24 protein-coding genes are annotated in these 24,112 nt (G+C 45.2%); 6 read left to right on the forward strand and 18 right to left on the reverse strand.

What is annotated here, in order from left to right; translation table 11 throughout:
* Positions 1-40: 40 nt before the first annotated feature.
* Positions 41-979: a hypothetical protein gene (locus tag IPL83_13105; GenBank protein ID MBK9040080.1), complete on the reverse strand. Its 939-nt coding sequence runs from the start codon at positions 977-979 to the stop codon at positions 41-43.
* 141 nt (positions 980-1,120) lie between these two features.
* Between IPL83_13105 and IPL83_13110 the strand changes: the two genes are divergently transcribed.
* The gene (locus IPL83_13110; protein ID MBK9040081.1) at positions 1,121-2,047 is read left to right on the forward strand and encodes an SDR family oxidoreductase; all 927 of its coding nucleotides are present in this window, start codon (positions 1,121-1,123) and stop codon (positions 2,045-2,047) included.
* A 13-nt stretch (positions 2,048-2,060) separates the two neighbouring features.
* On the opposite strand, the gene IPL83_13115 is transcribed toward IPL83_13110, so the two are convergent.
* On the reverse strand, positions 2,061-2,759 hold the full coding sequence (locus IPL83_13115; GenBank protein ID MBK9040082.1) for a response regulator transcription factor: 699 nt from the start codon (positions 2,757-2,759) through the stop codon (positions 2,061-2,063).
* Between the two features lie 137 nt (positions 2,760-2,896).
* Between IPL83_13115 and IPL83_13120 the strand changes: the two genes are divergently transcribed.
* Both IPL83_13120 and IPL83_13125 read left to right on the forward strand, forming a co-directional pair.
* Positions 2,897-3,388 carry a response regulator gene (locus IPL83_13120; protein ID MBK9040083.1) on the forward strand — a complete coding sequence of 164 codons (492 nt, stop codon included), beginning with the start codon at positions 2,897-2,899 and terminating at the stop codon, positions 3,386-3,388.
* Positions 3,385-5,586 (forward strand): response regulator, encoded by a 2,202-nt coding sequence (locus IPL83_13125; protein MBK9040084.1) that lies wholly within the window; start codon positions 3,385-3,387, stop codon positions 5,584-5,586. The genes IPL83_13120 and IPL83_13125 overlap by 4 nt, the downstream gene beginning before the upstream one ends.
* A 104-nt stretch (positions 5,587-5,690) precedes the next feature.
* On the opposite strand, the gene IPL83_13130 is transcribed toward IPL83_13125, so the two are convergent.
* Positions 5,691-5,912, reverse strand: a complete 222-nt coding sequence (locus IPL83_13130; GenBank protein MBK9040085.1) for a hypothetical protein — start codon at positions 5,910-5,912, stop codon at positions 5,691-5,693.
* A gap of 12 nt (positions 5,913-5,924) precedes the next feature.
* Between IPL83_13130 and IPL83_13135 the strand changes: the two genes are divergently transcribed.
* Entirely contained in the window at positions 5,925-6,407 is a 483-nt protein-coding gene (locus IPL83_13135) for a macro domain-containing protein (protein MBK9040086.1), read from the forward strand.
* A gap of 139 nt (positions 6,408-6,546) precedes the next feature.
* On the opposite strand, the gene pflA is transcribed toward IPL83_13135, so the two are convergent.
* The 15 genes from pflA to IPL83_13210 form a co-directional block, all read right to left on the reverse strand.
* A complete protein-coding gene (pflA, locus tag IPL83_13140; protein ID MBK9040087.1) occupies positions 6,547-7,284 on the reverse strand; it encodes a pyruvate formate lyase-activating protein in 738 nt (245 codons plus the stop codon).
* A complete protein-coding gene (gene pflB, locus IPL83_13145) occupies positions 7,284-9,524 on the reverse strand; it encodes a formate C-acetyltransferase (GenBank protein MBK9040088.1) in 2,241 nt (746 codons plus the stop codon). Before pflB ends, pflA begins: the two co-directional genes overlap by 1 nt.
* A 70-nt stretch (positions 9,525-9,594) precedes the next feature.
* A complete protein-coding gene (gene hypE, locus IPL83_13150) occupies positions 9,595-10,626 on the reverse strand; it encodes a hydrogenase expression/formation protein HypE (protein MBK9040089.1) in 1,032 nt (343 codons plus the stop codon).
* Between the two features lie 12 nt (positions 10,627-10,638).
* Positions 10,639-11,754, reverse strand: coding sequence for a hydrogenase formation protein HypD (hypD, locus tag IPL83_13155; protein ID MBK9040090.1), 1,116 nt, complete (start codon positions 11,752-11,754; stop codon positions 10,639-10,641).
* 2 nt (positions 11,755-11,756) lie between these two features.
* Entirely contained in the window at positions 11,757-12,029 is a 273-nt protein-coding gene (locus IPL83_13160; protein ID MBK9040091.1) for a HypC/HybG/HupF family hydrogenase formation chaperone, read from the reverse strand.
* Complete coding sequence (gene hypF / locus IPL83_13165; protein MBK9040092.1) at positions 11,978-14,311, reverse strand: carbamoyltransferase HypF; 2,334 nt, start codon at positions 14,309-14,311, stop codon at positions 11,978-11,980. The genes IPL83_13160 and hypF overlap by 52 nt, the downstream gene beginning before the upstream one ends.
* Before the next feature lie 13 nt (positions 14,312-14,324).
* Positions 14,325-14,591: a hydrogenase maturation nickel metallochaperone HypA gene (locus tag IPL83_13170; GenBank protein ID MBK9040093.1), complete on the reverse strand. Its 267-nt coding sequence runs from the start codon at positions 14,589-14,591 to the stop codon at positions 14,325-14,327.
* Between the two features lie 59 nt (positions 14,592-14,650).
* Positions 14,651-15,079, reverse strand: a complete 429-nt coding sequence (locus tag IPL83_13175; GenBank protein ID MBK9040094.1) for a hydrogenase maturation protease — start codon at positions 15,077-15,079, stop codon at positions 14,651-14,653.
* 13 nt (positions 15,080-15,092) lie between these two features.
* The gene (locus IPL83_13180) at positions 15,093-16,451 is read right to left on the reverse strand and encodes a Ni/Fe hydrogenase subunit alpha (protein MBK9040095.1); all 1,359 of its coding nucleotides are present in this window, start codon (positions 16,449-16,451) and stop codon (positions 15,093-15,095) included.
* Complete coding sequence (locus IPL83_13185; protein ID MBK9040096.1) at positions 16,448-17,347, reverse strand: oxidoreductase; 900 nt, start codon at positions 17,345-17,347, stop codon at positions 16,448-16,450. Before IPL83_13185 ends, IPL83_13180 begins: the two co-directional genes overlap by 4 nt.
* Before the next feature lie 3 nt (positions 17,348-17,350).
* Positions 17,351-18,181, reverse strand: coding sequence for an FAD/NAD(P)-binding protein (locus tag IPL83_13190; protein MBK9040097.1), 831 nt, complete (start codon positions 18,179-18,181; stop codon positions 17,351-17,353).
* Positions 18,178-18,645, reverse strand: a complete 468-nt coding sequence (locus tag IPL83_13195) for a cyclic nucleotide-binding domain-containing protein (GenBank protein MBK9040098.1) — start codon at positions 18,643-18,645, stop codon at positions 18,178-18,180. The genes IPL83_13190 and IPL83_13195 overlap by 4 nt, the downstream gene beginning before the upstream one ends.
* Positions 18,614-19,738, reverse strand: a complete 1,125-nt coding sequence (locus tag IPL83_13200) for a 4Fe-4S dicluster domain-containing protein (GenBank protein MBK9040099.1) — start codon at positions 19,736-19,738, stop codon at positions 18,614-18,616. The genes IPL83_13195 and IPL83_13200 overlap by 32 nt, the downstream gene beginning before the upstream one ends.
* Positions 19,739-19,773: 35 nt before the next feature.
* The gene (locus IPL83_13205) at positions 19,774-21,078 is read right to left on the reverse strand and encodes an acetyl-CoA hydrolase/transferase family protein (protein MBK9040100.1); all 1,305 of its coding nucleotides are present in this window, start codon (positions 21,076-21,078) and stop codon (positions 19,774-19,776) included.
* Between the two features lie 88 nt (positions 21,079-21,166).
* Positions 21,167-21,619 (reverse strand): MarR family transcriptional regulator, encoded by a 453-nt coding sequence (locus IPL83_13210; protein MBK9040101.1) that lies wholly within the window; start codon positions 21,617-21,619, stop codon positions 21,167-21,169.
* Positions 21,620-21,692: 73 nt separating this feature from the next.
* Between IPL83_13210 and IPL83_13215 the strand changes: the two genes are divergently transcribed.
* Together IPL83_13215 and IPL83_13220 are read left to right on the forward strand one after the other, a co-directional pair.
* A complete protein-coding gene (locus IPL83_13215) occupies positions 21,693-22,346 on the forward strand; it encodes an NAD(P)-binding domain-containing protein (GenBank protein MBK9040102.1) in 654 nt (217 codons plus the stop codon).
* A gap of 237 nt (positions 22,347-22,583) precedes the next feature.
* Positions 22,584-23,807, forward strand: a complete 1,224-nt coding sequence (locus IPL83_13220; protein ID MBK9040103.1) for a cation:proton antiporter — start codon at positions 22,584-22,586, stop codon at positions 23,805-23,807.
* Positions 23,808-24,112 lie beyond the last annotated feature (305 nt).

The raw sequence follows: 24,112 nt of genomic DNA on the forward strand, positions 1-24,112 counted from the left end.
AGAACATGAATTCAATCAAAATTCAAGACCTCCTTTGAGTTCACTTTCCCGACTCACTTCCGAGGCGAGAGCGCCCCAACCGCTCCAGGTCTTCACGAACTAGCTCCGCCATTCTGGTCCACTGGCTTACGCCGACATGCTCCTCGTCAATGAGCATGTGATAGGCATGTCGTTCATCGAGGGTCAGAGCCTGGATTTCGATAAATTTAAAATTTGGGAAATAAGTCTGAGTGATCTCCTTCACTCCCTGTGCATTCACCACGAGATCGCGAGGATCAATAAAAACAACTCCCTTGAGAGGAAGTTGTTTTTTAATACTGAGCTCTTTGTCAAATTCTGAAAGAATGTCGAACGTGGAAAAAGTTGGCATCAGTCCGATAAAATCAAAATGGCGATATTTGAAGGGAATACCGCTAGGAACAAGCATTCTGTTCGGCCAAACTGCTCGAACCGTGTCCATAACCCAAGCAGGAACATGAACTGAAAGCGCAGGCGAAAATCCAAGGAAGTAGTCGCAATGAATTCCTTGAGATATATGCCTTTCGAGAAGAAGAAGACCCCCTAGCGAATATCCCGAACATACAAAGGGCCTCGTCAGTTCCTTTGACCAAATCTTAATCTGCTCATTCCAAGCGTCTCTCTGCAACGAAAAAACTGATTCCGGATCAGCCTTGTGCCCAACCAAACGTGGAGCCAGGACATTGAACCCTGCATTCTGTAACAATCGGGCAATCGGTTTCATTCCCTCCGCATCAAAATTCAGTCCGTGAAGAACGATGGCTGAACCAATCGGATTCTCTACGGACAATACGACATCTTCCGTCCTCTTAGAATGAGGCGACTGCTCAGATAGCGATTTCGTCAAACCTCCAACATAAGCACTGATTCCCCAGCTCCTGAAGGCAATGAATCCTAATACACCAAAAACCAGAATTGAAATGGCTGCGTATTTCATATAAGTCATACTATATTCAAACAAAGCCCCTCTTGCAACCGCCTCTCATTGCTGCGTTTCCACTCCAAGCTTTGTCAAGAAATCTCCATACTCCCTTTAAACTGGATTCGCACACTTCTGATAAATGAGCCAGACTTGCCGCAATTGGATTCACGGAGGTCTTCCATGAGAGATGAAAAATTGGTCGTCTTAGTGACTGGATGCAGCTCAGGAATAGGATTCGCCCTTGCTCAAGAACTCTATAAATTAAATTCATTTCGAGTGGTTGTCACCGCGCGCCCTTCCTCAGTGCATCGCTTAATTCAGGCATTTACAGAAAATGAAAATTTTATCATAAGGGAGTTAGACGTTAGATCTGAAAGAAGTCGCGAAGCCATCATTTCCGACATTTATAGGAAATGGAAGTCAATTGACGTGATTGTCAACAACGCGGGAATCTCCTACCGCTCAGTCATGGAACACATGGATGCGACATCTGAACTCCACCAAATAGAAACGAACTACATTGGACCGATAGACCTTATCCGTCGCATCATCCCTTCAATGAGAGAAAAGGGTTTTGGACGAATCATTAATGTTTCTTCTGTCAGCGGATTCATCGCGATGCCAACAATGGCCTCCTACACAGCCTCTAAACATGCTCTTGAAGGAGCCTCAGAATCTCTCTGGCACGAACTGAAGCCATTTGGAATACGCGTCAGCCTCGTCCAGCCAGGCTTCGTGAATTCAGAGTCCTACAAAAAAGTATACCTCACAAAAACGGCGACCTTGAGCCAAGAACTCGAGGGTCCGTACTCCGACTATTATCATCACATGGCGCCTTTTATTGAAAAACTCATGCTCCTTTCTCAGAGGACTCCGAGAGATATCGCAAAGAAAATTATAGGACTCATCCTGAAAAGACATCCGCGCCTCTTCATCCCCGCGACTCCCGACGCACTACTTTTTGGATGTCTAAAAAAACTTATTCCACGACGTGTTTTTCATTTGCTGATGTTTTGGCTACTGCCCAATTCAAAGCAATGGGCTACGAATCATCAGTCGCTCTCCAAGACCCCTCTGCTCGCGTTTCCGCCAGCCAGCAAGTCTTAAAAATAAGAGAGCGCTAAGTCTGTTTTGGCTGGACCACAATGGAATATCCAACGCCCTTAATTGTAACCAGCCTGACCCTTGATCCTTTGGTTTTTCGTCTGAGATTGGCAATATGGCTGTCAACGGTTCTGTCCGTTATGGAGGTCCCAGGCCACACAATATCCAGAATTTTCTCTCGACTAAACACAATTTCTTGCCTTCTCGACAAGAGATCTAGAATTCTCGTTTCTATGAGAGTCAATTGCAAATCCTCTTTTGCCTCCCCCTTATCTAGGAATACTTTGCATTTAGCGAAATCAATTGTCAGATCACCAACGCGCCGGATTTCACTGTGAGCCATGTCTCTCCTGCTCTTTTCTATTTTTGAAAAAAGCCTTGCTCTGAGCTCAAGCGGTTCAAATGGCTTCATAATAAAGTCGTCGGCTCCCAGGCTAAATGCCGTAACTTTGTGAGAAACAGAGGGCTCTCCCGTGAGAAAAACAATAGGAATATCTTTTAATATTCCCTTGGAGATATTCTTGAAAATAAAATCAATCCCGTTTCCATCCGGCAACTCAATATCTACGAGAATGGCATCGAATTGGGAAGAAAGTAATGCCCTTTCTGCCTCCTTAATTCTCTCTACCACCAAAAGATCAACGCCAGGCAGAGTGCCCCGAACGAGCACATGATAAACAGGGTCATCCTCGATATATAATATTCGGGCACGCATCTGGCCACCTTATTTGGTCTGCTTAGACTCGTCAAATTCATATGGAGGAAACTTCATACTCGCTCCATTCCCAAATAAACTTAACCCCCTAAGCTTCCATGGGGAGATACTCAAAATAAGCGGAAGGGCAGGCTGAAATGCAGCAAAGAGAAGATTTTTCAATATCGACAAATCCTTCGACGGGAAGCTTAGAGCCACAAGTAAGTTTTGTCTCACCCTTGAGGATTCTGATCGTCGAGGATGACTTTACCTTTGAGCCCATTTGGGAATTTATTTTTTCCTCACTTGGAGTCCCAGTTCAATACAAGTGGGCGATTAGCTATACCGAAGCTGCAAAGTTGATGATACACACTCTAACCCAGAAGCCATTATTTGATATTGTTATCTCAGACATTTTTTTGTCAGGCCCGGAGTCAGGCTTGGATCTTTGGAAAAAATTCGCAAAGCATTTTCCTAAAACCTTCCTGTTGATCTCTCGATCGGAAGAATCTAAGGTGCGGAAGCACGCGGATCATGCTGAATTTGCTCCGACTTATATCCGGAAGCCTTTAGAACCTGACTCTTGCATTCAGATTTTAAAGGAAATGATTGGAAAGAGATCAGTTGCCAAAAAGGATTCTGAAGCTTGAACTTTAAAAGGCGCTTTTTTTGGAAGTTTGTCTTGTTTTTTGGAATGGGTGCGCTCGCCCTGGTATCGACAAAATTGCAGTTGGAACACTCGAAGACCAGGCAATTAATCAGTAGAAGGTACGGGGCACAAAAGAAGCAAACAACATTGAACTCAGTCGTCTCCGAGTTGAGAACCTGGGAGCCACTCCTCAGTCATAGCGCTCCCTCTAAAGAGATATCTCCCTCTTCGTTGGATTTCTTGAAAGCTTCGACAAAAAAAATAGATACTTATTTTGAAACACTAAACTCATTAGATTCAGAAGGTGCGGAAGAGAAGTCCTTGTTTCATGCTCTCAGGAATGAATGGATCGAAAAGTCATTGAAGATTCAATCACTTCAAACTATTGACTCTGTAGCAGAAATTAACTTAACTAAAATTGGATTTTTAATCGATCATTTAAATGAACTAAATAGAGAAGTTGCTGAGGAGGTCCATCCAATCATCCTCTCTGAGTCTTCGTTTATTGAAAGTCACATCGACTGGCTTTTCTATGGCTCTTTGTCTTTGACCCTCCTTTCAGGTCTCTTTCTTGTTTATGACCACAAATCGATGCGCAGAGTTCTCCTTTCACTCAAAAAATCTCAGGATGAGGCTGTGCGATCCTCGAATTTAAAAACCCAATTTCTCGCTACGATAAGCCATGAAATCAGAACTCCTCTTAACGGAATTGTTGCTTTGTCCGACCTCCTTATCAAGAGGCAAGCTGAAAAACCCGATCCGCAATTTCTCCAGACGATATCTGATTCCGGAAAAACTCTGATGAGAATTGTAGACGATATCCTGGAATTCTCCAAGTATGAGTCTGGCCTAGTTGACATCAAGTACAAGAATTTTGAATTAAAAAATCTCATCGACGGTATTTTAGGTGGACTAAATCCAAAAGCCGAAGCCAAGGGAATTTACTTGGTTTCTAAATTTAGGCAAGGATTGCCAGTAAGGGTAATCGGAGACAAGGAACGCTTATCTCAAATCTTATTCAATATCATTGGGAACGCGATTAAGTTTACAAGCACGGGCGGTGTCATCCTAACGGTAGAAAGACTCCGAGAAGATGGCGAGGATTTCAGATTTACAATCCAGGATACCGGCATTGGCATGACACCGGACCAAACTGCGAAGATCTTTCAACCTTTTGTTCAATTTGAGAAGTCCGGCACATCCGGGGAGCCTGGATGTGGACTCGGTCTCTGTATCAGCCAAAAGCTTGTTCAAGCTATGGGAGGCGAGCTCAAAGTCTTTTCCAAAGCTCAAAGTGGCACTGAGATAAATTTCGAAATTCCATTGAAACTGACGAGAGATAGAGATGCAGGTCCAACTGCTTCAGTAGTAAAGAAAACTAAAAAGATAACAAGAGAAACAGAGACACGAGGTCAGAATTATCGAGATCTAATTTTGGTTGCTGAAGATGTGAAGTCAAATCAAATTGTCATATCAGCTATTTTGAAGGAGTTGGGTTTTCAGTCCGTTATAGCCAAAAATGGAAGCGAGGCCCTTTCTATGGTTATTCAAAGAGGAAAGTCGTTTGCTATGATCCTTATGGATTGCCAAATGCCTGAAATGGATGGATTTGAAGCCACTAAAAGAATAAAGAAGCTTGGAAATCACTTTATTCCAGTGTTGGCAATGACTGCCGACGTGAGTGCTCAAAACAAGATCGCGTGTATGAATTCAGGAATGGATGAAGTGATTGCGAAGCCAATTTCTTTGGAATATATGAAGGCCCGATTAGATTGCTATTTGGGTGCTGAATATAAAGCGACGCTGCCAATCGCTCTGGAATCTCTCAGCGAAAAAATTGGGAGGGTGGCTACAGGTAAGGTTTTGAAATTCTATTTGGAAAGCCTCAGGGAGATTTTGTCTTTTGAAAAAATCTTTGATCGATACAAGGACCTGACTGAATTGACGCGGCTTGGTCACAAACTCAAGTCATCCTCATATACGGTCGGAGCCATCGAATTAGGGAAGGCCTTTGAAAAATTGGAATCCTGTAGTGATTTCGATTCGGCCATCGGATTTTTCAACGACGATATTCGACCACTCATTTACAAAACCTACAGAGAAATGAACTCGTTAAGCCTGAGAACTGAAAAGAAAGCAATCAATCTGAGCTCCTACAGAAATATTGAATCACGGGCCACCAGCCATGTTCGAGGATAGGAGTTGAAGTGAGTACAGGCGGAACCTTGAAAAAATTAAAAATCGATAACCGCCTTGATAGTCATCTCAGGTTTCAATTTTCTCAATGGAATTGACCCGGCCGGTCAATCTAGGTGTTTTGCCTCAGGATCACGGAGCATGGCCTCAATAAATACCTCTCCACTCAGCTCAAAAACTTTTGTGAGTTCAGGCGTACAATTGAGAAGCAACGAGAAATTTGACCAACGCAAGCACTTCACTGAGATCCAATTTGATGAATTACAAATCATCTGGTAGTTAGTTAAGGTTCCATAAGGACAATCTAAACTCGTCTTAATCTTTCTCAAAGGAGCTTCAAAATGATTCGCGAAGTTGAAGGGGATATCTTACTCTCAAAGGCAGAGGCCCTCGCTCATGGTGTCGCCGTGGATGACGATTTCAAACAAGGTCTGGCTTTACAGCTTCGTGAACGATGGCCTTCACTTTACAAGGACTTTCGTCACTACTGTCAGACTCAATCTCCGAGCGAAGGGGAATTCTGGACCTGGAAGGGAGCGGGAAGCAGCGCCATCATCAATCTTCTCACCCAAAAGCCGCCTCTCTCCAAAGGACAACATCCGGGTAAGGCGACCTTGAGCAATGTTGGCCATTGCTTGAAGAAATTGGCCTCGGAAGTTAAATCAAATGGTTACAAGAGTCTTGCCATCACAAAACTTGCCACAGGGGTCGGAGGTCTCGAATGGAAAGACGTAAAACCTTTGATAGACCAACATCTAGGTTCACTTGATATCCCCGTGTTTGTGTATTCCAAATATGTGAAGGATAAATCGGGCGAGCAATAAAATTGTAAATAAGGGGGGGGTATCATGGGTAAAATGGCTTTGCTCACGGGAGCAAGTGAGAGGATTGGAGAATGCATTTGCAGTTCGTTTGGCAGATGACCAATTCAAGATTGAAGTCCGAAGATCACTGAAAATAAGTTTATTCGGTCTCTAGTCCAACTCGTCTAAATATTTCCTGAACTCTTACCAGTTGCTCTCGGCTTGGGGGCAATGTTTTATCTAATTCATATTTAAAGCCCATTTGCTTCCATTTGTATTCGCCCATTTTATGAAAGGGAAGCACCTGGACCTTCGCAATGTTCTTTCTCTTGGATATCAAATTTGCGAGCGAAGTGACCTCATCCTCTGAATCGGTCAGACCAGGAACAAGAACAAAGCGCACCCAGGTTTTTTTTTCGATTTGCTCCAAGTAATCAAGCATGTTCAATGTTGGCCCCAATTTAACTCCCGTCACTTTTCTGTACGTCTTGGGGTCAAAGGCCTTAATGTCGAGTAGAACCAAGTTCACAGAATCAACAGCCGAAGATTGTTTCGAATTTATCTGAAAGTTAAATCCGGAGGTATCGAGAGCCGTATGAATATTAGCCTCGCGACAAGCGTCCGCAAGATCTCCTATGAAGTCAGGTTGGAGAAGCGGTTCTCCGCCTGTAAATGTAACTCCGCCTCCAGACTTTTCAAAATAAGCTCGGTATCGCCAAATCTCACGAAAGAGTTCCTCTGTCGTCACCTCACGCCCTTCATGTGGATGACGGGTATCGGGATTGTGACAATACAGGCAACGAAGCGAACAGCCTTGCATAAAAACAAGATAGCGAACCCCAGGACCATCCACGGTACCGCAAGTTTCAATTGAGTGAATGCGTCCTTTCACGGACATCAGGTGCCTAATTTTTCGTGAAAAGTGCGGCGCACAACCTCTTCCTGCTGCTCACGAGTCAATTTGATAAAATTGACGGCATATCCCGACACACGAATTGTGAGTTGTGGAAACTCCTCGGGGTGATCCATCGCCTTTAAAAGAGTATCGCGATCAAGCACATTCACATTCATGTGATGACCCCCATCGTGAAAATAGGCTGTCAACAATCCGATCAAATTTGTAACTTGATCTCTCTCTGTTGATCCCAAGGCCTTCGGAATAATAGAGAATGTGTTGGAGATGCCATCCCTGGCGTAGCGATAAGGAATCTTTGCCACTGACTCCATTGCTGCCACTGCGCCATGGGTCTCGCGGCCATGCATAGGATTTGCTCCTGGAGCAAAGGCTTCGCCAAGTCTTCTCCCGTCAGGAGTACACCCCGTCTTTTTTCCATAGACAACATTTGAAGTGATCGTCAGAACAGACAAAGTGGGAATTGCTTCCCGGTAAGTCTTTTGCTTTCGCAGTTTATTCATGAAGCGCTTCACAATATCGACCGCGATCAAATCAACCCGATCATCATTATTGCCATACTGGGGATAGTTTTCGGTGCTCCGAATAAAATCTACCGCAAGCCCACGCTCATCCCTCACCACTTTAACTTCTGAATAACGAATGGCAGACAAAGAATCTGCGACGACTGACAAGCCAGCCATGCCAGTCGCAAGAAACCGCTCCACGTGAGTGTCGTGCAATGACATTTCAATTTTTTCATAGCAGTATTTGTCATGCATATAGTGAATCACGTTCAAAGTATTCACATAAAGGTGTGCCAACCATTCCAACATCAAATCAAATTTATGAAGCACGTCTTCATATTGAAGAACATCGCCCATCACTGGAGCGAATTCCGGACCGACCTGCTGACCGCTGATCTCGTCGCGACCACCGTTAATCGCATAGAGCAAGCATTTTGCAAGATTGGCGCGAGCACCAAAAAATTGCATTTGCTTTCCAATTTTAGCCGCAGAAACACAGCAGGCAATTGCATAGTCGTCGCCAAACGTATGGCGCATCAGATCATCATTTTCATATTGTATCGAACTCTTATCGATCGAAACTTTTGCGCAATACTGTTTGAAAGGCTCGGGCAAGCGTTCCGCCCACAATACAGTGAGATTTGGCTCTGGCGCAGGACCCAGATTGTACAAAGTGTGCAAAAATCTGAAGCTCGTACGAGTCACCAAAGACCGTCCGTCTTCGCTCATACCTCCAATGGATTCCGTGACCCAGGTTGGATCTCCTGAAAAGAGCTGATCATATTCGGGAGTCCGAGAAAATCGAACCATCCTCAATTTCATCACAAACTGATCCACCAACTCCTGGGCCTGAGTTTCAGTCAATTCTCCAGCTTTCAAATCTCTTTCTATATATATATCAAAGAAAGAGGAGACTCTTCCCAACGACATGGCTGCCCCATTCTGCTCTTTGACGGCAGACAGATAGGCAAAATAGGTCCACTGAATCGCTTCTTTCGCTGTGTTAGCTGGCCGACTGATATCAAAACCATAACTGGCAGCCATCACCTTGAGGGACTGAAGGGCTTTGATTTGCTCAAAAAGCTCTTCGCGGCTACGAAGACTATCAGACTCAAGATCAATTTCTTCGCAGTCTTTGAGATCATTTTCCTTTTTTTTAATTAAACGATCAACTCCATAAAGAGCCACTCTTCTATAGTCGCCTATGATTCGCCCTCGACCGTAGGCATCTGGAAGACCCGTGATGATTCCTGACTTTCTCGCAGCCATCATCTCTGGCGTGTAAGCCGCAAAAACTCCATCATTGTGAGTTTTTCGATGTTTCTGAAAAAAATCAATAAGGCTTGGGTTCATCTTGTAACCGTAAGACTCTAAAGCATCCGCCGCCATCCGTACTCCACCGTAAGCGACAAGTGCCCTCTTCAGTGGTCTATCTGTTTGAAGGCCAACTATTTTTTCCAAATTCTTATCAATGTATCCGGGCCCGTGAGAGGTAATTGAAGAAACAACTTCGGTATCGGCATCAAGAATTCCCTTTTGTCTTTCCTCCTTCATGAGACCAAGCACTCGATCCCATAGCTCAGACGTTTCCTGGCTTGGACCAACAAGAAAGCTCGCATCACCTTCATAGGCTTGATAATTTTTCTGGATAAAATCGCGCACGTTTATCTCAGATTCCCAACGACCTGATTCCCACCGACCGGTAACATTGTATTTCATACTTCCCCCCCCGAATTGAAATAAGGCTACTACATGGAGGTCCGAAACTAAAGACCATTAAAAACAACTTTTAACAAATTCTTGGCAACTGTTCTCCACTCTGTTTTTCAAGAGAATAAGTTGTGCCGAATTCTGTTTCAATGAGCAAACGCCCAACAGAGCCATCCAATACAGTTCCGATAGCGGAGGAAGAGGGATCAAATTTTTTTAAGATCTTAAGGCATTCTGCCACAGCTGAATTGGGGACGATTGCTACCATCGTTCCTTCATTGGCACAAAACAAGGGATCAAGACCCAGCATTTCGCAGGCACCAGAAACCGAACTATCAACACATATCATTTTTTCCTTTATTTTCATCTCAAGAACTCGCGTTTGCGCAAGCTCAATCAGCGCTGTGGCCAAACCGCCTCGAGTTAAATCCCGCATGACGTGAACTTCTGCATTTGATCTCAAGAGCTCCTTCACTCGTGGCCATAGATGAGAACAATCAGACTGGATCGATGATTCAAAGCCGAGATTTGCTCGATCTGCCATAATAGATATTCCGTGCCGGCCAATGGGGCCACTGAGAACAATCACATCTCCCGTACAGATATTTCTTGGAACAAAAGAATTCTTTGAAGGAGGTATCCCAATTCCACTGACATTGATATAAATGCCATCTCCTCTTCCCCGTTCAACAACCTTTGTGTCGCCCGCAACAACTTTGACTCCGATTTCCCGAGCGGCCTGAGCCATCGAATCGACGATTCGAATAAAATCTTTGATCGCCAGACCCTCCTCCAAGATAAAACCAACGGACAACCATCGTGGCTCGGCCCCTCCCATAGCCAAATCATTGCATGTTCCCGTCACGGCCAACTTGCCTATGTCTCCACCTCGAAAAAAAATTGGATTCACAACAAAGGAATCTGTCGCAAAACATAACTTGGAACTATCCAAAAATAGATTGGCACAATCACTTGCCTCATTTAAACAATTCGAATCAAATGCCGGTTTTAAAATTTCATCAATCAATTGCTGTGTGAGGCGCCCACCTCCCCCATGAGCCAAGGTGATCGTAGGATATCTTTCAAATGGAAATCGACAGATCCAATCCATATTAGGCTCTCTCTATTCTTTCGTTAACTTTCCTTCGAACCGACGATATTTCCAATACGCAGCACAGGCCCCTTCATTCGAAACCATCGTCGCACCCAAGGGATTGTCAGGATGACAAATCCTATCAAAAGCCTCACAATCGTGGGGCTTCCTTATTCCTTGCAAGATCAGTCCACTGATGCAGTTTACAGGAGACACCGATAACTCTCTTTCAGCTAATTTTTCTCTAAAGCGAATTTCAGCATCGAATTTGCGATAGGCTTCACTCAAAGTTAATCCGCTCCCATCAATTGCACCAAGACCCCGCCACTCTTTCTTTACAATCACGAACACGTCCTTCAAGATATCTTGAGCCACAGGATTTCCGCCCTCCGATACCGCGCGCGTGTACTGATTTTCGACTTCGAACCGACCTTCTTCAAGCTGGCGAACAAGGAGGTAAATTCCCTCTAAAAGATCGAGCGGTTCAAAACCCGTAATGACGATCGGAGTTTTGTATTTTGCAGAAATAGGTGCGTACTCATGATAACCCATAACCGCGCACACGTGACCGGCCGCAAGAAATCCCTGGACTCGATTTTCGGCCGCTGACAGAATACTTTCCATCGCTGGCGGAACCAGGACATGAGACACGAGAACCGAGAAGTTCTGGATTCCCTTTTTATCAGCCATGTAAATAGCCATTGCGTTCGCAGGCGCGGTCGTTTCAAATCCAATTGCAAAAAAAACAACTTCTCTATCTGGATTCCTCTCGGCCAACTGAAGGGCATCCATAGGAGAGTAGACAATGCGCACATCTGCGCCCTGGGCCTTGGCTGAAAATAAATCCTGATGACTACCTGGAACCCTTAACATATCTCCAAAGGTACAAAATATAAGATTCGGAATCTTGGCCAGCACGATAGCACAATCTATTTTGTCAATCGGTGTGACACAGACTGGACAGCCCGGTCCGTGTACCAATTCGATTTTATCTGGCAACATTTGATCTATCCCATAGCGAACGATGCTGTGAGTTTGTCCTCCACAGATCTCCATCAGAACCCAAGGGCGAGTGCAGATCCTGCGGATTGAATCGATAATTTTCGCAGCCCGAATTGGATCCCGGTATTCAGCCATAAATTTCACGTTCAGTCTCCTGGCTTTCCCAGTTCCCCCATTTCTCCCAGTGTCCGATAAATCAAATCGGCTTCGTCCTTCTTTAGGCGGGTGATGGCAAAACCCACATGAACCAGGACGTAATCCCCCACAACAGCCTCTGGCACGTAGGTTAAGTTCACTTCTTTCACAATTCCACCAAAACTCACAAAACCTCCGCGGAGAATGAGATCTGCTCGATCTGGCAAGCGAATCACTTCGGTTGTTGAAATTTTCTCAATGCGACCAGGTACTCCGAGACACATACAATTTGTCCTACCGCAATTCCCCCATCATTGGAAGGAATGTCTCTATTCCAAAAAACTTCGATTCTACGTTCACGCAAAGCTCTCACTACAAGCTCAAGAAGGAGCGCATTTTGAAAAACTCCCCCACTTAGAACGACAGGCTTTTTTTTACAAAATTCCAAATTCCTCTGTAAAATCTCAATCAAGAGAGTGACCAATAACTGATGAAAATCAAAGGCAAGGACCGTCCTCTTTTCCTTTTCGCAAGGCTCAATGCAACAGGCCGAAAAGAGACTTCGAACGTAGTCTCTCCAATCCCACCGGAACAGACCGTCAGATCCCGTTTCGAAAAGAATCGATTTCAATTCAACAGAGAATCCACTGCTACCGAGGTCAGTCTCGCCCAACTTCTCAGCCAAGCTCTCGAGTTCAATGGCTGCCTGCCCCTCATAACTTGAAAAATGTCGTACCTCTAAAAGAGATGAAACTCCATCGAAAAAACGGCCGAGGCTAGATGATTTGACGGAGACTGGCCGCAATGATTCCATCTGCTCAATTGAAAATTGACATCGAAGATTTTGCCACCAGAAGCTTGAAACAATTTGGTCCAAAGAAACTCCGGCCTCGCGGAGAAGACTGAAGGCCACCCTCCAGGGTTCACGTGAAGCTCGGTCGCCACCGAGCAATGGAAAAGCCCGAAAGCTAGCGATTCTCTTCAATTCATCTTGGGAAAACAAAATAACCTCTGAGCCCCAGCTAGAACCATCTGTTCCATACCCAGTCCCATCCCATGCCACTCCTACCACTGGCTTTGAATTCAATTCCCTCTCTGCCAGAACACCGGCAATATGAGCACAGTGATGCTGCACGGGTATATACTCCTCACCGCAGACTTCGTTAGCCATGATGCTACTGCGATAGTCAGGATGAAGATCGAAAATAACCAGCGGATTTTCTATTGAATATTCCTTGAGCCAGTCTGATCTGAGCTTGCGATGACGATCGTCCACCCCAGTCGCGCCCATTTGTCCAAGATAGGGACTCAAGACGATACTCCGACCCGTCCCAACTGCAATTGAATTTTTCAGATCGGCTCCAAGAGCGATGAGGGGTTTTGGCTGGAGTCTCTTCACTGACAATCTCAGAGGATATCCCCTCCCCCGGCGAAGACAGCAAGTCTCACCCATCACAACTTGAACCACAGAATCATCGCCAGAGTGGGCTATTTCCAAGTCATGATCCAAAAATAAATCTGCAATGCCCCTGAGCTCAGAAAGAGCCTGCTCAATTCGAAAGCAAATTGGCTCACTTCCGCGATTTCCACTGGTGGCGACCAGCGGACCCCCAAACATTTTTAATAATTCAAGATAGTAGGCGGAAGATGCAAGCATGATTCCCACACGATGAAGTCCGGGTGCCACCCCGTCGCACAAAAGCAGTGTTGGCGATTTTTTTCTTAACAAAACAATTGGAGCCACAGGGCTCTCCAATGCTTTGATTTCCTCATCCCCAACCAGCGAGATCGCTCGGGCCTGAGAAATATCCTGAACCATCACAGCAAAGGGCTTTGCTGGCCGTCTCTTTCTTCTTCTCAACTCCTCAATACTTTCAATGCCCCTTGCATCACACATCAAGTGAAATCCTGAGCTCCCCTTTACGGCAAGAATCTTTCCTGATTTGAGCGCCGCACAGGCGAGCTGAAGGGCTTCCTTTGCGCTCGCCAAAGGCTCTCCGCTCGGGGTTCTCAATTTGAGAGATGGACCACACTGAGGACAAGAGATACCCTGAACGTGAAAACGTCGATTCTCAGGATCCTCGTACTCATCCTGACATTCAGAGCAAAACGGAAAGGACCTCCAAGAAGTCAACTTCCTATCATAGGGCATCCCAATAGAGACACTCTGGCGAGGCCCACATTCGGCGCATGAAATAAAAGAAAAGCCGAACCTTCGATCCTTTGGGTCCTGATATTCCTTTCTACATTCGCTGCAAATGGCTCTGTCGGGGCTAAGAACTGAGGATTTTGGATTAAAAAAATGGCTTTCATCAATTTTAAAATTGAATTCACGAACAACTGGAGAAAGGTACTTTTTTTCAACCACTTCTCCCGCTTCTCCAATGAGTTGCTCAAATTTCTCGAGATCCCCTGCATTTTGCGATTGTGCCTCGATGAGGACAGCATCTGATTCGTTCAAAACTCGTCCTGTAATCCCATGGGCTTTCGCCATTCTTAGAATTTTTGGTCGAATTCCCATTCCCTGAACAAGACCCGTGATCCGAAACTCAATTCGAATAGACACCTTGATTGATCCTTTAGTCTTCAGCGACTTGAACTGACATCAAAACAGCGTCCTGAGCTCTCGGATCATGAATATCAGAGGAGATTTCAAAGTTAACCTGGGCCTTCTCAGCAAGACTTCCCCTTGCATCCTCCGCAAAATGCTCAAGAAAATGCTCTGGAGTCAAATGCGAGAGCGCGCCAATCCACACAGAAATACTGACAACAGCCTTCGCTTTTTCGCTTTTTGCTATTCTATTCACTTCGCGAACAAGATCCTTCATCATTGCAACTTCATGCATTTTCCGCTCTCCTTACTCGCTATTCTCAATTGCCCTAAAAAAGACCTATTTTTGCTCTCTCAACTTGTGGCAAACTCCTGGCGAACGTAAGCGATAACTTCTGGAATCATTGATCGCATTCCAGAGCTCAGCTCTTCGCCCATTTGAAAATTTACCCCTTTTACTCCGATAACAATCAATTCATCTGGTATTTTATCCAAAGCTCGAGAGAGTTCAATGGCCTGACCTACTCCGAGCACATGAGAAGAAGTACCTGACAGACTGGCTGGGAGCGAGTCTTCCTTTGCATCCCACTTTTTTATCGGAACTAAATCGTCGGTTTCCATTGCATCAAGTACAATAACCTTTCTATGAGAGCTGAAGATATCTAGCAAATCTGTAATATCGCCACTGCTCTTAATGACAGAAAAAAGGGTTTCCCCTCCGCTGATCAACTGATCAGCTACGATCCAAGAAAAAGCATCGTCTCCGCGATTCGGATTAGCCAAACAGACTAGAGCCTTATGGGTTAGCATCTTCACGCTCAATTTTCAAAAAATGAGTGGCACAGGAAATACAGGGGTCATAATTCCGAACCGTCTGCTCACAACGATGTCGAAGTTCGTTTTCTGATGACGAAAAATAATGCCGAACGACCTCAAAAAGATCAGATTCGATTGTCTTTTGATTCTGCGAAGTCGGCGGTATAATTTTAGCCTCTTTGATTTTTCCATCGGAGCCAATTTCGTAACGATGATAAAGAAGACCCCGAGGAGCCTCAGTACACCCATGGCCAATCCCCGCTTTTACCTCATAGTTGACAAAGGCCGGCCCCCTGGCCGAATAAGCTTCAATAATCCTAAGACTTTCCTCGCAAGCGAACAAAATCTCCAACGAGCGAACAATAATACTCTTGAAAGGATTTCGACAATCTTTGACTTCAAAATTAATGTCCCTTGCACACTCTCGTACATTCTCTGGCAGCCTGGCTTCATTGTGAAAATATCTCGCAAGTGGACCAACCAGGTATTCGCCCCTCTCCTTTAGAACCGAATGTAGGGCGTTAGATCGAGCGACATGGAGTTCCTGAAAATGGTCTAAATACGATGGCACTTCAATGTCCAATCCTCTATTGGAAATGATTCGACCACTGTTAATGGGGTATTCCTTTGGATGAAAGAATGAGACAAATTCGTAGTCCCTCTCAAAATCAGGGAACTCCAAGTTCGCCACAAAGCGAACTGTTTCCGCAGCGATGTCTCTTGCTTGCTTCAAAGGCTCCAGCATTTTTCGCAGTTGGGAAGGGTCCGGTAGCTTATAAAACCCACCTACCTTCACATTGATGGGGTGAATCTCGCGGCCTCCGACCAATTTCATGAGATCATTCCCAATTTTCTTAAGTTGCAATCCCTGAGAAACCACCTTTGGATATTTCTTTGCCATTGTTATGGCATCTTCAAAACCGAGAAAATCAGGAGCATGGAGCATATAGACATGCAAGGTATGACTCTCAATCCACTCCCCACAAAAAATCAAACGACGTAACTCACAAATTTCATTCGTCAGTTCAATGCCCAATGCGGATTCCATCGCCTGAACAGCGCTCATTTGATAGGCAATCGGACAAATTCCACAAATGCGGGAAGTGATGTCACAAGCTTCCGTCAAATCACGGCCACGTAACAAAGCCTCAAAATACCTCGGGGGTTCAAATATTTTAAATTGTACCTCCTCGATCTCCTGCCCTTTTGTACGAATATAAAGAGATCCCTCTCCTTCTACTCGTGCCAAGTAGTCAACTTTAATTGTTCTTGTTTTAAGACCGGACTGGGCACCTGGTCTAATTCCCGCCTTAATTTTAATTTCAGAATCAGAACTCATGTGTCTTTCCTATTTGTGTCTTCCCTATCTGTGTCTCGGCCAACCAATGACTCAGTCTCTCCCAATGCCTCGGCCTTCTCCCTGTTTTTTTGAAAATCTTCCGAAGCCTCGTGAAAAGTTTTGTTGCCAGTATAATAGGTTTGCAGGGATCTGCTCACGAAGTCCGGAGACGCCCTTTTCATGGAGACCATCCAATCTCCCAGAGCACGAGGATTGGAACTATCTTGAGGCCCATAGCAGCCATAACAACCTCGGTTAAATCGGGGACATATTGATCCGCAGCCTGCATGGGTGATAGGCCCCAGGCAAGGCGTCCCATGAGCCACCATAACACAGACGTTGCCATCTAATTTACAATCGACACACTCACTGTAAGAGTTAATATTTGGTTTGCGTCCGTGTAAAAATGCCGAAATAACCTCTAAAAGTTGAGTCTTATTGATTGGACAACCCTGGAGTTCAAAATCAACCTTGACGTGGTTTGAAATCGGAGTCGAAGTCGCCAGAGCGCTGATATAATCCGGCTGGGCATAGACGTATTTTCTATATTCCTCTTCACGAGCATAATTGCGCAAGGCCTGCACCCCACCCGAAGTCGCACAGGCTCCGATTGTCACCAAATGCCGCGATTGATTCCGAACATCCTTGATTCGGTCGGCGTCGTGAGAGGTCGTGATTGAGCCCTCAACCAATGAAAGATCATAAGGACCAGGGAGAACGTGACGACTCGCTTCTGCAAAGTTAGCGATCTCAATGATTTCAGCAATACCAAGCAGCTCATCCTCACAATCAAGCAAACTCAATTGACAGCCATCGCAGGACGCAAATTTCCAAACGGCCAACTTAGGCTTGATTTTAGCTCTATTATTCCTCGCCTGACTCGACTTCTTTCTCATGAATCAAAATTCTCTTCTCAGAAAAGTGGAACTCAATCTATCAAATGAAAAAACAGGACCGTCTTTGCAGATAAACTCTCCACCGTATTGACAATGACCGCAAAAACCCACCGCGCATTGCATGTTGCGCTCCATGGAAACGTAAATGTCTCTCTCTGCTATCCCGCGTCCTAAAAGGGGGTCCGCAATAAAGCGCATCATGATCTCAGGTCCGCAAACCATCACAAGGCTTTTCTTAGGGTCCAAATCTAAGTTCGGAATCAATTTTGTTACGGCCCCGACGTGACCCTTCCAACTCGGTCCGGCCGCGTCGACAGCCACGCTCAGTTCAACCCCGAGCTTTCGCCATTGACTGAACTCCTTTTTAAAAACCAAATCTTTAGGGGACCTCGCTCCATAGAGAACACTCAAACGACCATATCTGCTCTTGTTAGCCAGGTAAGCGTAAATAACAGGACGCAAAGGAGCCAGGCCGATTCCGCCTGCGATTAAAAATATATCCTTCTCTAGTGCCTTGTCCAGAGGCCATGGCACTCCAAAGGGTCCTCTGAGTCCAAGTTGGCTTTTCTCTGTCAATATTTTCATTCTTCTTGTCACGGTTCCTACTGCCCGAATGGTGTGAATATAGCGATCAGCCTTGGCGGAGTCTCCGCTGATAGAAATGGGAACCTCTCCCACTCCAAACTGGTAAAGCATATTGAACTGGCCTGGCGAAAACTCCATGCTTTGCTGAGAATCTTCGGGAACCAACTCGATCGTGAACACATCACTCGTCTCCTGAGTGCACTTAACAATGCGATAGGGAACTGGAAGGAGGGAATTTTTTGATTTCAATGGCCACCCTTTCCATAAATGTCAATGAGTTGCAAACGAGTTGCACTCAACCGACCCGCAATAACCAAAGCAATTTTCTTCATCAAAAGGTATCCAAGTTCGGGATTATTTTCTGCCTTTTTCCGCAAGCACCCGCCGTCAAATTCAATCAAATGGGCTTGCTCCAAAACTCTCACGTCAAATTTCCACTTAAAAGGCTCCACCAGCCACGACCACCCAATAATCTCACCTGCTCCAAGTGTTTCAACCAAGAGAGCTCCATGCCCCTGCATGTGTGTCTCTATAGCCACTCTCCCCTTTTTAAGAACATAAAAAGCCTGAGCCGCATCGCCCTCGTGAGCAAGATACTGATCGGCCTTAACGACTCGATTTTTTCCGCATCCACCAATGAGGTTTAGATATTCCTGAGGAAAATGACTGAAGAACACACAGTCATTCAATAGGTCCGAAATTTTTTTCATCATCAAACGCCCTTATCTCTTCTGTTAAATCTATACCCACCGGGCACCAACTAATGCAGCGGCCACATCCGACACATCCAGATTTTCCGTATTGATCAAACCAACTTGAGACTTTGTGAGTCAACCACTGACGATATCGAGATTTGCCGCTCTGCCTAACACTGCCGCCATGAATATAGCTATGATCAAGGCTAAAGCAAGAATCCCATTTTCTCCATCTCTCCGCGTGATCACCTTTTAAATCAGTCGTATCTTCAACTCTTGAACAAAAACAAGTGGGACAAACCAAAGTGCAGTTCGCACAGTTGAGGCATTTCTTAGAAATCTCATCCCAGCGAACACTATGAAAGGATCTGTCTAATAACTTTTTATCCTCGACTGGCTTCATCGATCGCACCTGCGCGTCCGCCACCATGGCGACCTGCTGACTTGAAATGAGTGACTCCTCGATAGAAGTCGGATACAAACATTTCATTCGACGCAGTTCTTCCATCAACTTCTCCCCTTCGGGAGAACCGGACTTCAGCAAAAATCGATGATTGTCGACTTCAGGAACCTCAACCAACAAGAGATCAAAACCCTCCGATATGCCTGGTCCGGTCTTCATCGATGCACAAAAACATGTTGGTGCGACAGACATACACTGAACTGCTATCAAAATCGTCGTCGCTCGTCTTTCTTGATATGGCCTATCAACGGCTGGTCCCTCCAAAAAAATCTGATCTTGGATTCGAATAGCGGCAAGCTCACAAGCCCTCACTCCCAAAAATGCACGACGTGAGCAAGTTATCTTCTCGGGAGTAAATAAGAGCTTCCCATCTTTGTTTTTATGAGATTTCCAAAGACGCTCTTTCGGAACAAACAAAAATTTCTTCCAACTGTCTGGACCAACAGTGAACCCAAAGTAAGCCCGGTCGTCCCGCTGAGCAAGGCGGTAAAAACCCCTTTCTTGTTTCTCCGTATAGCCTCGAGGTAAGTCTTCCACCTTTTTTAGAACATCGTAGACAATCGCTTGATCCCTCACTTGGGGGCCTACGACCTCAATCCCAGAATCTTGAAGCAACTGAATCAGCGTCGCTAATCCACCCTCACCCATCTGTTCCTCGAATTGAGGCAAGTTCAATTGAGTTTTCATGTTTTTTTCTTAAGACCCTCGCAGAAATTCCACCAATTTTTATGCAGAGTCTCTCTGTCATCGGGATGAGAGATTTCAATCAAGGCATTGGCTCGTTCTGAAAGCGTCTTTCCGTAGAGATCCACCATGCCATATTCTGTAACAATGAAATGAACCAAGGCCCTAGGAGTCACAACACCTGCCCCGACATTGAGATTCGCCACGATCCGAGGCGCCCCATTCTTCGCGCGACTGGTTAGAGCGATGATCGGCTTCCCCCCTTCAGAGAGAGACGCTCCCAAAATAAAATCCAACTGGCCTCCCGATCCAGATATCATCCGACCTCCAATTGAATCGGCGCAGACCTGTCCAGTCAAATCGACTTCCACGGCCGAGTTAATTGCAACGACTTTTGGATTGCGAGCAATATTGATTGGATTATTGATATAACCGACATCCAACTGAACCGTCGCCTGATTGTCGTGAACAAAGCGATAGAGCTCTCGCGATCCCATCAAAAAAGAGGAGACGGTCTTTCCCTTGTGCAGCTTCTTCCTACTGTTATCTACCACTCCAGCTTGGATCAGTTTCAAAGCCCCGTCTGACCACATTTCGGTATGAATCCCAAGATATTTTCGATTGGAAAGCTGACCCAATACGGCGTCGGGTATTGCCCCGATACCCATTTGCAGAGTTGAGCCGTCCTCCACTAAATCTGCCACATAATTTCCAATTTGTTGCTCTATAGGCGTTGGCAAGGTCGGCATTTCTTCAGGCAATTCGTCATCAACCTGAACCGCATAATTGATTTTGCTCACATGAAGAAATCCATCCCCATGTGTTCGAGGCATGTGAGGATTAATCTGAGCGATCACAATTTTGGCTTGTTCCAGAGCGGCTGGAATAATATCGACACTCGTGCCCAAGGAACAATCGCCGTGTTGGTCCGGCGGAGAAACGTGAATAAAAACCACATCAATCTTCACTCTTTTTGAACGTATTAACTGTGGGATTTCTGATAGCGAGCAGGGCAGATAATCAACCTGAGGAGGGCAGAATCGGCTGCGGAGGTTAGCTCCCATAAAAAAGGATGAAACTTTAAAACTATCCCTATAATTTCTATCTGCATAAGGAGCTGACCCGCTTGTATGGAGATGAAAAATCTCGACATTTTTCAGACGGTCAGATTGCTGCACCATAGCTTCTATCAGACGATGAGGAGTTGCCGCAGCTCCTTGAATCAGAACTCGATCTCCAGATCGAACTGCTTGCACTGCCTCGTGGGCGCTCACCCAGTTTACTTTCGAGGTCTGAAGCTTCATGCCGCTCACTCCTTCTTGTATTAACTCATGATGACCGGAATTTATACCGCATAATCGGCCGCGACTCCAGATCAGCCTGACACTTCCGTCATGAATTTTTGTGAATCAGCCTATTTAGTGCTTCAGCATTATTTTTACCCAACACCTTGCAATATTGTTGGTAAAGATTTTTCCAACATTGATTGATTTTTGGTAAGAATTCCACTCCCTTCACCTGCAGGCAGACAACAACCTGACGTCCAGACTTCTTGCGCCTGAGGTATTTCTTTTCCTCCAACTGCCCCAGGAGACGAGTGAGAGTTGAACGATCTAAATCCATCAATTTCGCCAATACAGACGATGAAGCCGAATAAGCCTCGGATTTTCCCAAAGCCATTAGGAGAAAAGCCTGACTGGGCGACATTTCCAAATTTTTAAAGGCCTCAAAAGCCAAACGATCGATCCTACGATAAAATCGACTCATCGTAAAATAAAGACAAGCCCGAAAGCAATTGTCCAATTCTGATTCATTTGAAAAAGGCCCTTGCGTCTTCTTAATCATTGTATATACAATTGTATATACAATGATTAAGAAGTCAATAGGACATTTACAACACTTTTCAAGGAGTTTTTAAATGGGAAATTTAAAGGTAGCTGTTCTCGGATCTGGAACGGTAGGGGAAGTCCTCGCCAACGGCTTCCTAAAATATGGATACGAAGTGATGCGTGGCAGTCGAAACCCCTCAAAATTGAGCGATTGGAAATCAAAGAATTCAAAAAACGCAAGGATTGGCACATTTGAGGAGTCTGCCTTATTTGGAGACATTGTTGTTTTAGCAGTAAAAGGTACCGTTGCTGAGCAAGTGATAAAAAGCCTTTCTCCTTCCTCAATCAAAGGCAAGACAATCATTGACGTTACAAATCCAATTGCAGACGTTCCACCAACCAACGGTGTGCTCAACTTCTTTACCGCAGCTAATAGCTCTCTCATGGAAGTCCTTCAAAAGGTAGCGCCCCAGGCCAATTTCGTAAAGGCCTTTTCCTGTGTCGGGGGACCTTTCATGGTGGACCCTTCTTTTCCCGGTGGAAAGCCCACCATGTTTATCTGCGGAACCAGCAGTCAGGCCAAAGGCAAAGTTCGAGAAATTCTCACTCAGTTTGGCTGGGACACCGAAGACATGGGGGGCGTTGAGGCCGCACGCGCTATTGAACCTCTTTGTATTCTTTGGTGTATTCCTGGCCTGTTGAACAACAAGTGGGGACATGCCTTTAAACTTCTGAAAATATAACTTTTGGTGAGGTTCCAATATTATCAGCAGAGGGAGATCCCCTCCTTCTGCTGAGAATCTTCTTACATTACTCGATTCGCCAGCGCAAATAAACCTGGCATCCCATCGCAGCTTTCAATAAATATTCGGGGCGACCCACAAAGTCGGATGACTCCTTCTTTGTTTTCGGGCATTGTACCCACCATCTTCTGGAATTTTTAAAATGGGTTGGGTTCTCATAGAGATGGGATTTATCTTATGCCATTACTGACCACTTTGCTGATCCTTATCATCGTCGCCAGACTTTTTGGCCAAATTTTTCAGCGGTATCAACTGCCTTCAATTGTGGGAGAGATGTTGGCCGGCGTTCTGCTTGGGCCCAGCCTCCTGAACCTCATCCATACAAATGCCGCCCTTGCAGGAATATCAGAGCTCGCCGTGTTTCTCGTCGTTCTTTCCGCTGGATTGGAAATGAATTTTAAGGATATTGTCAGCGCCCTCACAAGCAAAGGTATCGTGATCGCCATTCTGGGATTTATTATTCCTCTGACTGCAGGAATGCTTGTTGGCATTGCCTTTCAGCTGACCATTATGAAAACTATTTTTTTGGGGCTATGTATTTCTATCACCGCCTTGCCTGTGGCCATCAGAATTCTCCAAAACTTTGGCATTCTGGATTCTGATATCGCTCGATACTCCATAGCGACAGCGATATTTAATGATGTGGCTGCCCTTCTGGCTCTGGGAGTAATTCTCAACCTGCCCTCTCAGGGCTCTATGTTGGCGGTGGGGATCTCAATTTTTATTATTGGAAGCAAACTCATCTTTCTTGCTGCCTGCATTCTGGGATTCAATTGGTTTATTGAGCAATTAGTTGACCGCGGAATCCATATCCAAAAGATTCCAGAAAAAATCGTCGAGATTCTGGGAAATGAAGCCCTATTTGGAATTGTTGTGCTTTTTGCCCTTGTTTTTGGCTCTCTGAGCGAAATTCTGGGCTTTCATTTTGTCATTGGCGCATTTTTTGGTGCGCTCTTGATTGATAAGAAGTTCTTTCTTGTATCTCGATATCATGAACTTGAAAGAACTCTTGGATCGATTACAGGTGGATTTCTGGCTCCCGTTTTCTTTGCTTATTTGGGCCTAGAATTCAATGTGAAGGCGATGGATTCGGCCTTATTCGTCGTCGTCGTTTTAATTGTGTCAGTTCTATCAAAAGTATTTTCCGGCTGGCTGGGAGGTAAACTTCTTTCCCTTCCCCACGCGGATTGTCTTGGCATAGGCGTTATTCTTAATGGCCGGGGAATCATGGAATTGGTCGTCGCTGGAATAGCCTACCAGCGGGGACTCATTGAACAGGGATTGTTTTCGACCTTGGTTCTCATGGGTGTTTTTACTACCATTATCACCCCACTTATGTTTAGAAAATGGGTGTCTCCCTTGCTCCCCAAACGGCTCTACTCAAACAAATTGCCTGTTTAGGACCTTTTGCAATACAACTAAACCCTATTATCAGTATCGAAGCTACGAAACTTCGACTCAATTCGTAGACGCAACAGGGCTATTCATCATTGTCTTACAGCTGGACTTAATCTTTCTGAAACGCTTTGGCATACTAATCTCAACTCCAAGGACGTCGCGGCTTTTAGAGCTCTGACAGGGAGTTGATTGAAGGTTTTTTGACTTTTCTCAACTTTGAGAGGAAACACCATGGCCGGTTTCTCCATTCAAGTCCCGCTACCGTTACCGCGACCGCGACCGCTCAAATCTGAAGCTGAAGTGAATTG

Source organism: Bdellovibrionales bacterium, assembly GCA_016716765.1.
Classification (GTDB): Bacteria; Bdellovibrionota; Bdellovibrionia; order Bdellovibrionales; family UBA1609; genus JADJVA01.